The organism is Gardnerella sp. 26-12, from assembly GCF_001660745.1.
In the GTDB taxonomy this organism is placed as follows: domain Bacteria; phylum Actinomycetota; class Actinomycetes; order Actinomycetales; family Bifidobacteriaceae; genus Bifidobacterium; species Bifidobacterium swidsinskii.
Genome location: NZ_LWSR01000029.1, coordinates 1 through 13848, shown reverse-complemented (window position 1 = coordinate 13848; position 13848 = coordinate 1). Strand labels below are relative to the sequence as shown.

Below are 13848 nucleotides of genomic sequence, written 5' to 3'. Positions count from 1 at the left end.
AAGTCCTCCAAGACTAAGAAAAACAATGACGAGGATCCTCCACATGTTTTCTGTAGACCTCGTATTAGCTTGCCTGTATATGAGGGTGAAGTTAGTGTTGGTTTTTCTCGTGAATGCTTGAAATACCATGTTGGAATGTGTTATTTCGACAGTAGAGATGAGCAGGCTTTTGTTAATTTAGCTTTAAAAACTTGTCAAATTGCTTGTATAGCTGCAGATATTTCGAGAGGTAGGCCTATTTCTCCAGCAATGTCGCAGCTTCTAACAAAAAGTTGTATTACTAAATTAACTAACATGTGGAAACTGATGGATGAGTATTTCACTGATAATAACGATTCGGAAACTCGCTCTGCTGTGCGTAGTTTTCCTGCAGTTCCGAGTTTGTTTAATGGAATGTTAGTCAGCCCGAATCATTTTGAAGGTGTTGTGCGCATTTGTGCAGGACCTGTGAAATACTGGGCGTCGTTATCTTTGGAATTGAAAAATAATCGTTGGATTTGCACGTATGCAGATCTAGGATAAAATCGTCGCTTATAGTAGGTAGCTGAAATAAGACATCTATGATAATGCGTTTGAAGACTTATGTACATATATTCAAATAAATATGAGCCCCTTATTGCTTGATTTGCTGATTTTTCAACAATTTTTAGCAATAAAGGGGTTCACTTTTGTAAGATTAAACATTCTAACTTGTATGATTTGTAGAATCTAAGTTTTTTCAGTGTTTGTTYGTAAATGACAATATTAAGTATTATTTTTTGTACTTCATGCAGTCGTGTCGATTCTGTTATCAAGTACAATAAATAATATGCTCCGAGAATTTGCTGTAGAAGCCATTCACCCAACTCAAGACGGTGATACCATTTATTCCTTACTCGCCAATCGTGCTATGCGTAGCCCACAAGACTTGGTTGCTCAATGGCAAGACGATGAAACTCGTCGTTGGCATGATGTTACTTCATCTGAAATGCTCGCGAAAGTTCGTGCAGTAGCTCGAGGCTTAATAGCGCTCGGAGTTCAGCATGGCTCCAAAGTTGTTATTTACTCTGCTACATGCTATGAGTGGGGTGTTGTCGATTTTGCTTGTGCATGTATTGGTGCTGTAAGCATTCCTATTTATGAAACAGATTCAGCATTGCAGGCAGCTGACATTATCGATGAAGTTAAGCCAGTTATTGCTTTTGCTGGAGACGATGCGCATGCTCAATGCTTAGAGCGTGTTCGTCAGGATCATAAACATATAACTTTGAAAACCGTATTTAATTTCAAAGCTGGCGGCTTGGAAGCCGTTGTTGATTTTGGTAAATCTACTACTGATGATGAGCTTAATAAAGCTGTTGATGCTGTTAAGGCAGATGATTTAGCTACTATTGTTTACACTTCTGGTTCGACTGGTAGACCTAAAGGCGCAATGCTTTCAAATCGTAATTTTACGCATATTGTTTTTGCTGGTTATGATGTTCTTAACGATATGCTATGCAAGCCAAATCGTTTGCTTTTATTCCTTCCATTGGCGCATTGTTTTGCTCGGTACATTCAATATGTTGCTATTGGTGCTCACGGTGTTATTGGATATGTGCCTAATGCTAAGCATCTTTTGGCTGATTTGCGTAGTTTTAAGCCTACGTATTTACTCGGCGTGCCTAGAGTTTTTGAAAAAGTTTATAATGCTGCCTCACAAAAAGCTGGTGCTGGTATAAAGGGTCGTATCTTTGCTAAAGCTGTAAAACATTTCATTCAATGGTCTCGCGACAATGTTGAAGGTAAAACTCATTCTCTTGCTGCACGCATGAATCATGCGATGTATATGAAAACAGTTGGCTCGTCTATTCGCTCAGCTTTAGGCCCTAATCTTTCATGGTTGGCCTGCGGTGGAGCTCCAATGGATGCTGATTTAGCTCATTTCTTTAATGGTCTTGATGGCATTACTTTTATTCAAGGCTATGGAATGACTGAAACTGCCGCTCCTTGTGTAGTTAATTTTGAGCATGCAAATCAAGTTGGATCTGTAGGTCGACCTGGTCCTGGTATAGCTATCCGTCTTGCTGACGACGATGAAGTGCTTATTAAAGGTCCTAACGTATTTATGGGATATTTCAATAAGCCTGAGCTTACTGCAGAAGTTATTGACGAAGATGGATGGTTGCATTCAGGCGATCTTGGCTCAATAGATGATGAAGGATTCTTGTCTATTACTGGTCGCAAAAAAGATATTATTATTACTGCCGGTGGCAAGAATATAAGTCCTGCTCCTATGGAAGGTATTATTGCTCAATGCCCATTAGTTTCTCATGCTGTAGTAGTGGGCGATGGTAAGCCATTCGTTTCTGCTTTAATTGAGCTTGATTCAGATATGGTTCGTTCTTGGCTAAAGAATAAGGGTATGGATGTTAACCTTACTATGAGTGAGATTGCTACTAACGAAGCAGTGCGTTCAGTAATTCAGCAATTTATTGACCAAGCTAATAGTACTGTTTCTCGCGCTGAGTCTGTTCGTAAGTTTGTTATTTTGCAAGATGAATTTACTCAAGATGCTGGAACCTTGACTCCAAGTATGAAGATTGTTCGTCCGAAGATTCTTGCTCGCTATGCTGATATTATCGAAACGCAATTGTATGCTCCAAAGCCTAATACTCGTCCTTTGCCAGCAACTGTAAAGATTCTCGATAAAACTACTGAGACTGTTAAGCAAGCACAGGAGACTGTTAAGCAAGCTCAGGAAGCTGTAACTCCTCGAGTACGTCAAGCTATCGATCAAGCTGCGAATCATTTGAAGCGTTTTGGTGAAGAATCTTCATCAGATTCCTCTTCGACATCGCATAGTGATCATAATGAACATGTCGAGTAAAAAGCTTACATATTTGTAGTTGTTTTTCGTTATTCCTACTTACATAAAAGAAAGAGTAATCGAGTGTCTATTAGAAAAATTCGTATTGTTCCGGATCCCGTATTGCGAACTCCTTGTGATGAGATTCGTGAAATTACGCCAGCTGTGAAACATTTAGTTGATGATTTATTGGAAACGGTAAATGACCCAGGTAGAGCTGGATTGTCTGCTAATCAGATTGGTGTAAGTTTTAGAGCTTTTTCTTACAATATAAATGGTCGAATCGGCTATATTTTAAATCCCGTAATTGAAGAGCTAAAAGGTGAACAGTACGACGACGAGGGTTGCCTTTCTGTTCCGGGATTATGGTACAAAACTAGGCGTGCAAATTATGCTAGAGCTTGTGGAATTGATTTAGATGGTAAGACTGTAGTGCTTGAAGGTGAAGGTCTTATGGCTAGAATGATTCAGCATGAGTGTGATCATTTAGATGGTCATATTTATTTAGATAGGCTTGAAAAGGATGTGCGCCGTCAAGCGTTGCGTGAGTTGCGCAATAATATGCGTAGCTAAGTTTTAGTTTTTATGCGTTATGTGTAAATAATTTTTTAAAAGTTATCGGCATTTTTGTTGCTTTTATTGCTACAAGGATGCCGATTTTTGGTATTGAGTATCTGATATAATCACTCTCTGCGTGTCCATTTTGAGCATGAGTATTGCCGCGTTATATGATTGCTCGCTTTTTATTGTCTACACGGATTCGCAAATACGCGCCATGTACGCGTCCGTTCGTGTCGGTCGGCTTGGATTTAGGCATGTGTCAGCCAAGTTGCATGCGAACAGACATGGCCAGGAAATAACCGACAAGAAAGGTATATAGATATGGCACAGATTACCATGAGCGAAATGCTGAAGGCTGGTTTGCACTTCGGTCATCAGACTCGTCGCTGGAACCCAAAGATGAAGCAGTTCATTCTTACCCAGCGCAATGGTATTCATATCATCAATTTGTTCAAGTCTCTCGACATGATCGACAAGGCTTATGACTTCATCAAGCAGACTGTTGCTCACAACGGCACTGTTCTCTTCGTGGGCACTAAGAAGCAGGCTCAGGAAGCTGTACAGAATCAGGCAACTCGCGTAAACATGCCTTATGTTTGCGAGCGTTGGCTTGGCGGTATGTTGACCAATTTCCAGACTGTTTCTACTCGCGTAAAGCGCTTGAAGGAACTTGAGGAAATGGACTTCAGCGATGTTCGTGGATCCGGCTTGACTAAGAAGGAACTTTTGCTTCTCGAGCGCGAGAAGGACAAGCTTTCCAAGCAGCTCGGTGGTATTCGCAACATGAACCGCACTCCATCCGCCATGTTCGTTGTTGATATTAACAAGGAAGCTTTGGCTGTTGAAGAAGCCCATAAGCTTGGTATTCCAGTTGTGGCAATTGTTGATACCAACACTGATCCTGAGTCTGTTGAGTATCCAATTCCTGCTAACGACGATGCTATTCGTGGCATTGAGTTATTGACTAGCTTGATGGCTGATGCTGTAGCTGAAGGTTTGCTTGAGCATGCCGGTAAGGGCGCTAAGTCTGAAGGTAATGATGCTCAGCCAATGGCAGCTTGGGAGAAGGAATTGCTCACCAAGGAAGGCGAAGCTGAAGCTAAGCCTGCCAAGGAAGAAAATACTGAGGCAAACGCCTGATAAGCTAATTTGCAACCAGATTCTTATTTAGAAGCTGCAAAATCCAATTGATTTTGCTTTTTGCAGCTTTTAAGAATCATATTGATACGAGGAGAACAAAATGGCAGCAATTACTGCAGCGTTGATTAAGCAGGTGCGCGAAGAAACTGGCGCCGGCATGATGGACGTTAAAAAGGCTCTTACTGAAGCTGAAGGCGACGTTGCCCGCGCTAAGGAAATCATCCGTGCTAAGGGTATTCAGGCAGCTGGTAAGCGTGAAGGTCGTAAGGCTCAGGAAGGTACCATCGCTTCTAAGGTTGTTAAGTCTGCTGAAGGCGAAACTGGTTACGCAGTTGAGTTGAATTCTGAAACTGACTTTGTGGCAAAGACACCAAAGTTTGTGGAATTCTCAAACACTGTTCTTGACCATGCTGTCGAAGCTAATGCTTCTACTGCTGAAGAAGTACTTGCAGCCCCAGCTGATGGTGCAACTGTTAAGGAATCTGTTGAAGAAGCAGCAGCTTTGTTCGGCGAGCATGTCAAGGTTGGTCAGGTTGCTAAGGTAAGCGGTCCACACGTTGAGATTTACGCTCACAAGAAGTCTGTGGAATTGCCTCCAAGCATCGTTTCCATGATTGCTACTGACGAAGCTGGTGCAAAGGTTGCTCACGAAGCTGCTTTGCAGATTTCCGCTATGGGTGCGCAGTGGCTTCGCCGTGAAGATGTTCCAGAAGAAGTTTTGGAATCTGAGCGTCGCGTTGCAACCGAGAAGTCCTTAGCTGAAGGCAAGCCAGAGAAGATTGTTCCAAAGATTGTTGAAGGACGTATGAACGCCTTCTTCAAGGAAACTGTACTTCTCGAGCAGGCATACGTTAAGGATCCATCCAAGAGCGTTGGTGACTTGTTCAAGGAAGTTGGCGGCACCGCTCTTGCCTTTGCTCGCGTTGAGGTTGGCAAAGGTGCTACTGAATAAGCACTAATTATATAAGAATTTATTTTTGTTCTTGTATATAGGGTTGCGTGCACAAGTTGTGCGCAACCCATTTTTATATTCATTGTCCAGCTTAACGTGCGTTTTGAGTGTCGTTATTGATAGATAAACTGACAAAGATATACCTCATTCGCCGTTATGACTGGAGGAATCTGTATGGCTATTGCACAAACGGATGAAGGAAAGTCCCGTAGGGTTTTATTAAAGCTTTCTGGAGAAGCATTCGGTGGTGGCGCTGTTGGTATTGATACTCATGTTATTCGTAGGATTGCTGGCGAAATAGTAGCTGCAGTGAATCAAGGCGTTCAGGTTGCTATTGTTGTCGGCGGCGGTAACTTCTTTAGGGGAGCAGAACTGCAGCAAGCAGGTATTGATCGTAGCCGTGGTGATTATATGGGTATGTTGGGCACTGTAATGAACTGCTTGGCTCTTCAGGATTTTCTTGAGCAAGCAGGGCAAGCAACTCGCGTACAAACTGCTATTACAATGGGTCAGGTTGCAGAACCTTATATTCCGTTGAAAGCAATTCGTCACCTTGAAAAGGGTCGTGTGGTTATTTTTGGTGCTGGTGCCGGAATGCCATATTTTTCTACTGATACTGTTTCTATTCAACGTTCATTGGAAATTCATTGCGATGAAGTTCTTATGGGCAAGAATGGTGTGGATGGCGTATATAGTGCTGATCCTCGTAAAGATTCTACTGCTCGTAAGTTCCTAACATTAAACTACAAGCGCGCTATCGTTGATGGTTTAGCTGTTATGGATGCGTCTGCGCTTTCTATGGCTCGCGATAATAATCAAAAAATTCGTGTGTTTGGTCTTGAGGGCGAAGGTAACGTAACTAGTGCTCTTGTTGGAGAATCTATTGGCACATTAGTGTCTAATGCAGAGCCAACATTTGCTTAAATATTATAAAGGAGAACACATGTCAGCAATAATTGATCAAGCCCGTGAACAGATGAATAAGTCTGTTGAAGCTACTAAAGAGAATTTTATGGGTATTCGCACCGGTCGTGCTAATCCTGCTTTGCTAAACGGAATTATGGTTGATTATTATGGTGCTCCAACTCCAATTAAAGCTGTTGCATCTATTGGTGTTCCAGAGCCTAGAACCCTTTCAGTTACGCCTTTTGACGCTTCTCAAGCGAATGCTGTTGAAAAGGCTATTCGCGATTCTGATTTAGGTGTAAGCCCTAATCGTGATGGCAATGTTATTCGTGTTACTATGCCAGAGCTCACGGAAGAACGTCGCAAGGAATACGTCAAGCTTGCTAAGAATAAAGCAGAAGAAGGCAAAGTTGCAGTTCGCAATATTCGTCGCAAAGCTAAGGAATCTATTGACAAGTCTGTTAAAGATGGTGAACTTGGCGAAGATGAAGGCGATCGTTTACAAAAAGAGCTTGATAAAGTAACTAAGCAAGTTACTGATTCTTTAGACGTTTTGCTTGAAGGTAAGCAAAAAGAAATTATGGAAGTCTGAGATTTTTGTAGTTTCAAACTGAATGGGTGCCGTATGAGTCAAATAAAACAGCATAATTTTGTCAATGAAGTCAGTAAAGCAAATGCTGAAAAAACTGCATCAGAAGTAGGATTGTCTTCTGACAAAGCAGATACTGCTACACACGGCACCCATGAAACTTTAAGTGATATTAATCGTCGCACAGGTAGGAATATGCCTCAGGCAATTGCTACCGCCGCAATACTAGTTGTTGCAATTGTTTCTTGCTTAATTATTAGCATTGATGTCTTTATCGTGCTTATGGCCATTTTTATGGTTCTGGCATTGTGGGAATTACATGTTGATTTTGCAACTCTCGGTTTGCGTATTCCTTTCGTGACGTTATCAATATGTTCGCTTGTAACTATTTTTGCAACATACTATGCAAAATGGCATGCTGTTGCTATGGCTAGTGGAATTACTGCATCTTTGCTTCTTACAGTAATTTGTGCGACTCTTAGCAGTACTATTTCAGATAGAACGATGCAAGCTGTAGAAAAAAAGCTCGATGGTTCTAACCGCTCATCATACGAACATACTTTATTTACGAATACGTCTGTTTCGCTATTCGTGGTGTTGTACATTCCACTTTTAGCTTCTTGCATCGTATTAGCTCTTACAAATACAAAATACGCAGTTGCTCACGCTATGCTTTTGGTATTTTTACCTGCATTAAGTGACACTGGCGGATTATTTGCTGGTGCATGGTTGGGCAAACATAAGCTTTCTCCGCGAATCTCTCCTAAGAAGTCTGTAGAAGGCTTAATAGGCTCAATGCTTTTTGCAATTATAGGAGCATATGCAATTATTGCAGGTTTTTATGGTTCCTCTTGGTTCAATTTCTGGTGGATGCCATTAGTCATGGGTATTTCTTCTGGAATTATTGGCACATTCGGTGACTTGTGTGCTTCTATGCTTAAAAGAGATATTGGTATTAAAGACATGGGACATTTGCTAAAAGGTCATGGTGGTGTTCTTGACCGAGTAGATTCTATTTTGCTGTGCGGTCCTGTGCTGCTTGTGCTTTTGCAACTTGCTCATTTCTGAATTTATCTGTCGCAATCGTGGGCTTAGACTAATATCGACGCCATGACAGTCTGTTTTATTCCGTCGCCAAGTATTTCGCAATTTTCTCTTGGCTTTGTAAACATAAAGTTTTACGCTCTTAGTATTCTTGCCGGTATTTTGATTGCAATGTGGATTACTACGCGTCGATGGAAGCGTCTTGGAGGAGATTTTAACCAGATACTTGATCTTGTTTTAGTCAGTCTTCCTGCTGGAATAATTGGCGCGCGTTTGTATCACGTTATTACAACTCCAGAAAAGTTTTTTGGCTCTAATGGTGATTTTTTAGAAATTTTTAGAATTTGGAATGGTGGTCTAGGAATTTGGGGCGGTATATTCTTAGGCGCATTGGCTGCTTGTGTATTATGCAAGTATCGTAAATATCCTATTGAATTACTAGCTGATTGTGCAGCTCCTGCTGTGCTTATTGCTCAAGGTATAGGAAGATTGGGGAATTGGTTTAATCAAGAACTTTACGGAGCTCCTACTAACTTGCCGTGGGGTTTGAAGTTAAATTATGATACCACTCAAGCAATAGGTCATAGTGAAAGATGTTATGATGGGTTAACGTGCCCAGAAGGCACATTATTTCATCCAACATTTTTATATGAGATGATTTGGAATTTCATCGGTGCTGCATTGCTTATTTATTTTGGCAAAGTTATAGCTAAGAAGTTAAAAGCCGGTTCCGTATTCGCACTTTATGTTATGTGGTACACAATTGGACGCGTGTGGATTGAGGCATTGCGAATTGATTTTTCACATGTTTTCTTAGGTGTGCGCATTAATGTTTGGGTTTCTATTATCGTATTCATTTGTGCAACTATTGTTTTTGCTTTGCTGCAAAAGAGTACTAGTACTCGTGAGTCTCTTGTTGAACGACTTATAGATATAACTTCAGACGAAAGAGAACGTGAGTCTCAGAACACTTCTAGTAAGTAAGATTCAAGTATTTGAAAAAGCAATTTTAAAAATCTTGTTTTTATAAAACTAGTCGCTTGCATTTTCTAGAATAGTACACATGAATATACAAATAGCACCTAGCATTCTTTCCGCAGATTTTTGCAATCTTGAGCGTGACCTCGATGCAATATCTAATGCGGATCTTGTTCATGTCGATGTAATGGATCATCACTTTGTACCTAACTTGACTTTGGGTGAACCAATTGTTAAGCGAATTTGTGAGGTTACTAAACTTCCAGTTGACGTACATTTGATGATTGAGGATCCAGATCGTTGGGCTCCAGAATATGCTAGACTTGGAGCTGCTTCTGTGAGTTTTCATATGGGTGCTACTCATGCTCCAGTGAGATTAGCTCGTCAGCTTCGCGATATGGGTTGTAAAGCTTGCTTTGCTGTGCGCCCTGCGGAACCAGTTGAACCTATTTTCGATATTCTTGATGAATTCGATATGGTTCTTATTATGACTGTTGAGCCTGGTTTCGGTGGACAGAAGTTCTTAGCTAATCAAATGAATAAGGTTCGCCGTTTACGTGACGAAATTACTCGTCGTGGTCTCAATACTCATATTCAGGTTGATGGAGGAGTTAGCCCTTCAACTGCAGCAATAGTTGCTGAAGCTGGTGCTGATGTGCTTGTTGCAGGTTCTGCAGTTTATGGAGCAGAAAGTCCTAAAGAAGCGATTGAAGCTATTCGCAATACTGCAAAAGCTGCTTGGCGTGAATAAATATTAGATGTATGTTGGGGACATGAAATATGTCCCCAACATATTAAGTATTGCGCAACAAGCGAGTTTTTTTGATGCGAATATATGCTGATTAATTGTGTGATTTCGTATGAGGAAGATATTATGACTAAGTTCGTTATTAATCAGGAATATAGTCCTGAAGCAATGAATCGAGTTTTGACAATACCTAATCTAATCAGTTTTTTGCGCATATGTTCAATTCCCTATATTGCTTGGCTTATTACACAGCAACAGATGACTTTTGCTCTTATTGTTTTAGCAATATCTGCGTTTTCTGATTGTCTTGATGGTTATATTGCTCGTACTTTGAATCAAGTTAGTAAGTTGGGTCAAATTCTTGATCCTATAGCTGATCGTCTATTAATTTTTTGCAGTACGTTAGCTTTAGCTGTTGCAATGATTATCCCTTGGTGGGCACTTTTATTAGTAGTATTGCGTGATGCTATTATGGCTGTACTTGTAATAGTACTTGCGCAAAGAGATTATGGTCCTTTGCCTGTTAACTTTGTAGGTAAAGCTGGCACAGCACTTCTTATGCTTTCAATTGTTTCTTTAATGATTGTTTATGCTGTACCTACTGAGTCTATGCTCGTACTTTATGCTGCTGCACTTGCATGTGGAGTGTGGGGTATTGCTCTATATTGGTATGCTGGTCTGCTTTACTATATGCAAGCTTATTTGTTACTTGCTAAGTCAACAAAAACTAAATAAGGCGTGTACGCACATATGACTAAGCAAGATGAATTTGTTAGTTTAAAAGATAGTATCAAAGATTTAGATGTAAAACATACGTCTCATAAAAGCACTATGCCAATGTCTTTTGCTGCTCCTGATGGGATGTCGCTGACTAGGCGTAGGGCATTATTTTCGCACTCATTTACTGGTATTTCAACGCATCATGTTGTAATGTCTTCCAGTGGTTTTGCTCACAATCATGATCGTAGACGTTATATTGACGATTATGCTTTGCGTCTTATTGATGATTTAACTAATCGTCCAGTTGATCCAATGTTTATGGATGCAAGATTAAGTAAACAACCTGTTAAACCGTTTAATCTGTGGTTCACTAGAGCTATAGTATTTTTATTGTGTGTTTCTATTGGTACTGTTGGGAGCCAGTTTGTTCGCAAATTGCACACTGATCCTAGAAAAGCAATACGTTCTTCATTAGCTAATGAGTTGTCTGGCTATACGTCTCGTTTCGATAAGCTTGTAGAAGAAGTAACGTCATTGAGAAATAACGTAGATCATGAGTCGCAAAAAATTACTACGCCTGAAGAGGATGAAGTTAGTAAATCAGATGATATGGTTAATGGCACTCATGCTGTAGAAGGTTCTGGGATTACTTTGACTATTGCTAATCCTATTTCTGCTTCGAGCGATGTGAATAGCGGTTCTTTACCTCGCGAAAGTAATGGCGCAAGAATGCGATTAGTTACAGATCGTGATATTCAACAATTTGTGTCATTATTGTGGGAAGCAGGTGCTGAAGCTATTTCTGTTAACGGGCATAGACTTGGAGCGCAAACTTCTATTCGTGTTGCTGGTCAAACTATTCTTATTGGAGTTAATCAAACTCAAAGTCCATATGTTATTGAAGTTATTGGCGATTCTGATGATTTAATTAAACAATGTAATGATATGAAACGCATGAAATGGTACGCATCTTTAGTTAATGCAGGCATTAATCCACAGGTTTCACCTTCGAGAGTTATACGACTCAGTGCAGCAAACACAGGCGATATTAGTTTTGCCAATGAGAGAATTAGGAGATAAGCATGGCAGCGATTTTTGGATTAATTTTGGGAGTATTAATTGGAGTTGTTGTTCATCCAGATATTCCGATTGTCATTCAACCTTATTTACCTATTATGGTCGTTGCAGCACTAGATGCGTTGCTTGGTGCTGCACGTGCATATTTTGAAAGAAACTTTTCGGATAAAGTTTTTGTTATTTCATTCTTCTCAAACGTTATAGCAGCTACGTTGCTTGTTTTGCTTGGAAATCAGCTTGGCGTAGGTGCGCAATTACAAACTGCAGTTATCGTTGTTTTAGGAATTCGTATTTTCTCTAACGTTTCTGCAATTCGTCGTTTCATCTTCAGGAGTTAGCATATGGTTTCAATGTTTTCTCATTCTCCACAAGATGATGATATTCTTCATAAAATGCGTCGTCAAAAATCGCATGATCGTGAAAGTGATGAAACTCAAACTGGATCTTTCCCAGCAGTTCATCGTAAAGTAAAATCTTCACTAAGCGGTCACGTTACTCGAGCGCGTATATTTACGGGCTTTTTAATGATGTTGCTCTGCGCTTTATTAGGTTTTGCGTACATGATTCAAGTTAATCGTAGCAACTCACTTTTGTATGAAACAATGAGCGAAGAAGAATTGACTCGTCTTATTACAGAAACTCATTCTCAAATTCAGAGTTTGGAAAGCCGAAAAAGTGAATTAACAGGTCAGCTTAATTCGTTGCGTGAAGCAGTAGATAAACAAGATGAAGCTCGTCGTATTGCTCAGCAGAATGCTCAAGCAAATGGTCTTATTTCTGGACGTCTGCCGGCAGTAGGTAAAGGTATTGTAGTTCACATTACTGCAGGTGAAAAAGAGAATATTGATGCCGCTACGATGTTTCAGCTAATAGAGGAATTGCGAAATGCTGGCGTAGAAGTTATGTCTATTAACGATGTAAGAATAGTTACTTCAAGCTATATTTCGCAAACTAAACATGGTCTTATATGCGACAATATTATAATTGATTCTCCTTATATTGTGAAAGCAATTGGTGACCCTCAGAATTTGCAAAATGCTGTTAATATTGCAGGCGGTGTTGGGTCGCGTTTAAAAATTAAATTTGGTTCTTCTGTAATGGTTTCAGTGCCTGATGAAGTAGAAATTACTTCGACACGCGAACCAAAACAGTACGAATATGCAAAACCAGTCGAGTAACAAGGTAGAATAGCAAGTATGACTGAACCGATTCCTACAGCTGGCGAAACCACTATTATTGGTATGCCAGCTATTCATATTCCAATGAATACAACTTCAGATCGTCCTATGCAGCAGGATGATTTTGATACTATAGCGAAATTACTTCCTGGTACTGCGTTGTTGATTTCAACTAGGGGAGCAGTGTCTGGTTCTCGCTATCTTCTCGATGAAGATTTAGTAACAGTTGGACGTGATTCGCATGCTGATATTTTGTTAGACGATTCTACCGTTTCGCGTGCGCATGCAGTGTTTAAGCGTCATAATGGCGTGTTTAGCATTTCAGATTCTGGAAGCCTAAACGGTACGTATGTAAATCGTGAACGTGTTGATGAATCAGTGCTGCATAATGGCGATGAAATTATGATTGGCAAATTCAGACTGGTATTTTTCGCACATGACGCAGTCACAGTCCGATAATGTGATTAATGCAGTACAGGGGGAGCTTTTTAACTTTTCCTTGTCTGCTGATCACGCTTCAGGATACCGTGGTAGTGTCGCTATGAAGGTTGCCGGTATTACTTACCGGCAACTCGATTATTGGGCTCGTAAAAGCATTATAGAGCCTTCAATTCATGCATCTAGCGGTTCTGGTTCTCGTCGTTTGTATTCTTTTAAAGATATTGCGATTATGGCTGTAGCTAAAAGGCTGCTTGATGCTGGTGTTAATTTAGTTAATGTTACTACGGCTATTATTTTTCTTAATCGATACTCAGAAGAACGTTTGAGAAGTATGACTATTATTTGTGATGGTCAATCTGTTCAAGAGTGCGATGAGAATCAAGATAATATGCGTCGTATGCTTGCTTCTGGTTTAGCAGTATTTGCTATTGCTGTTGGTCGCATTGTTTCTAGAGTGGAAGAGGACTTATCTTCTGAAAATTCTGTTGATGCTACGCAAGTTGAAGAAAAAAGTAGTAAGTCTACTCACAAATCTTATTCAAAACCTACTTCTCATACATCTTCAAACTCATGGAGTCTTGTTCAGGAAACGTGGGGATAATGGCATGTTCGTAGTTGTTATTATCGCTGTTATTTGCTGGTTTGCTTCAGTATCATTGTTTTTGTATAGTACATTTACTTGCTGTC

General features: G+C 40.3%; 16 protein-coding genes. All 16 read left to right on the top strand.

Annotated features, from left to right (window positions below; all coding sequences use genetic code 11):
• The coding region (locus tag A5295_RS06335) for a hypothetical protein (RefSeq protein ID WP_064621637.1) at nucleotides 1–522 on the top strand (522 nt) is incomplete at its 5' end.
• Nucleotides 523–808: 286 nt separating this feature from the next.
• Nucleotides 809–2848 carry a long-chain fatty acid--CoA ligase gene (locus A5295_RS02740; protein ID WP_033888437.1) on the top strand — a complete coding sequence of 680 codons (2040 nt, stop codon included), beginning with the start codon at nucleotides 809–811 and terminating at the stop codon, nucleotides 2846–2848.
• A 63-nt stretch (nucleotides 2849–2911) separates the two neighbouring features.
• Entirely contained in the window at nucleotides 2912–3400 is a 489-nt protein-coding gene (locus tag A5295_RS02735) for a peptide deformylase (RefSeq protein ID WP_064621633.1), read from the top strand.
• Between the two features lie 309 nt (nucleotides 3401–3709).
• Nucleotides 3710–4528 (top strand): 30S ribosomal protein S2, encoded by an 819-nt coding sequence (gene rpsB, locus A5295_RS02730; RefSeq protein WP_004574276.1) that lies wholly within the window; start codon nucleotides 3710–3712, stop codon nucleotides 4526–4528.
• A 100-nt stretch (nucleotides 4529–4628) separates the two neighbouring features.
• On the top strand, nucleotides 4629–5480 hold the full coding sequence (tsf, locus tag A5295_RS02725; protein ID WP_064621632.1) for a translation elongation factor Ts: 852 nt from the start codon (nucleotides 4629–4631) through the stop codon (nucleotides 5478–5480).
• A 174-nt stretch (nucleotides 5481–5654) separates the two neighbouring features.
• Nucleotides 5655–6404, top strand: coding sequence for a UMP kinase (pyrH, locus tag A5295_RS02720; RefSeq protein WP_004108906.1), 750 nt, complete (start codon nucleotides 5655–5657; stop codon nucleotides 6402–6404).
• Between the two features lie 19 nt (nucleotides 6405–6423).
• Nucleotides 6424–6978 (top strand): ribosome recycling factor, encoded by a 555-nt coding sequence (frr, locus tag A5295_RS02715; protein ID WP_004106603.1) that lies wholly within the window; start codon nucleotides 6424–6426, stop codon nucleotides 6976–6978.
• A gap of 33 nt (nucleotides 6979–7011) precedes the next feature.
• Nucleotides 7012–8043 carry a phosphatidate cytidylyltransferase gene (locus A5295_RS02710; protein ID WP_082915460.1) on the top strand — a complete coding sequence of 344 codons (1032 nt, stop codon included), beginning with the start codon at nucleotides 7012–7014 and terminating at the stop codon, nucleotides 8041–8043.
• A 42-nt stretch (nucleotides 8044–8085) separates the two neighbouring features.
• Nucleotides 8086–9003 (top strand): prolipoprotein diacylglyceryl transferase, encoded by a 918-nt coding sequence (gene lgt / locus A5295_RS02705; RefSeq protein WP_064621631.1) that lies wholly within the window; start codon nucleotides 8086–8088, stop codon nucleotides 9001–9003.
• A gap of 79 nt (nucleotides 9004–9082) precedes the next feature.
• Nucleotides 9083–9748, top strand: coding sequence for a ribulose-phosphate 3-epimerase (rpe, locus tag A5295_RS02700; RefSeq protein WP_004108916.1), 666 nt, complete (start codon nucleotides 9083–9085; stop codon nucleotides 9746–9748).
• A gap of 123 nt (nucleotides 9749–9871) precedes the next feature.
• Nucleotides 9872–10480, top strand: coding sequence for a CDP-alcohol phosphatidyltransferase family protein (locus A5295_RS02695; protein ID WP_064621630.1), 609 nt, complete (start codon nucleotides 9872–9874; stop codon nucleotides 10478–10480).
• Between the two features lie 15 nt (nucleotides 10481–10495).
• Nucleotides 10496–11545, top strand: a complete 1050-nt coding sequence (locus tag A5295_RS02690; RefSeq protein WP_081378935.1) for a DUF881 domain-containing protein — start codon at nucleotides 10496–10498, stop codon at nucleotides 11543–11545.
• A 2-nt stretch (nucleotides 11546–11547) separates the two neighbouring features.
• A complete protein-coding gene (locus tag A5295_RS02685) occupies nucleotides 11548–11880 on the top strand; it encodes a small basic family protein (RefSeq protein ID WP_004106615.1) in 333 nt (110 codons plus the stop codon).
• A 3-nt stretch (nucleotides 11881–11883) separates the two neighbouring features.
• Nucleotides 11884–12720 (top strand): DUF881 domain-containing protein, encoded by an 837-nt coding sequence (locus tag A5295_RS02680; protein WP_082915458.1) that lies wholly within the window; start codon nucleotides 11884–11886, stop codon nucleotides 12718–12720.
• Between the two features lie 18 nt (nucleotides 12721–12738).
• A complete protein-coding gene (locus A5295_RS02675) occupies nucleotides 12739–13179 on the top strand; it encodes an FHA domain-containing protein (protein WP_004108920.1) in 441 nt (146 codons plus the stop codon).
• Nucleotides 13157–13762, top strand: coding sequence for a MerR family transcriptional regulator (locus tag A5295_RS02670; protein WP_033888435.1), 606 nt, complete (start codon nucleotides 13157–13159; stop codon nucleotides 13760–13762). Before A5295_RS02675 ends, A5295_RS02670 begins: the two co-directional genes overlap by 23 nt.
• The last annotated feature ends 86 nt before the right edge of the window (nucleotides 13763–13848 follow it).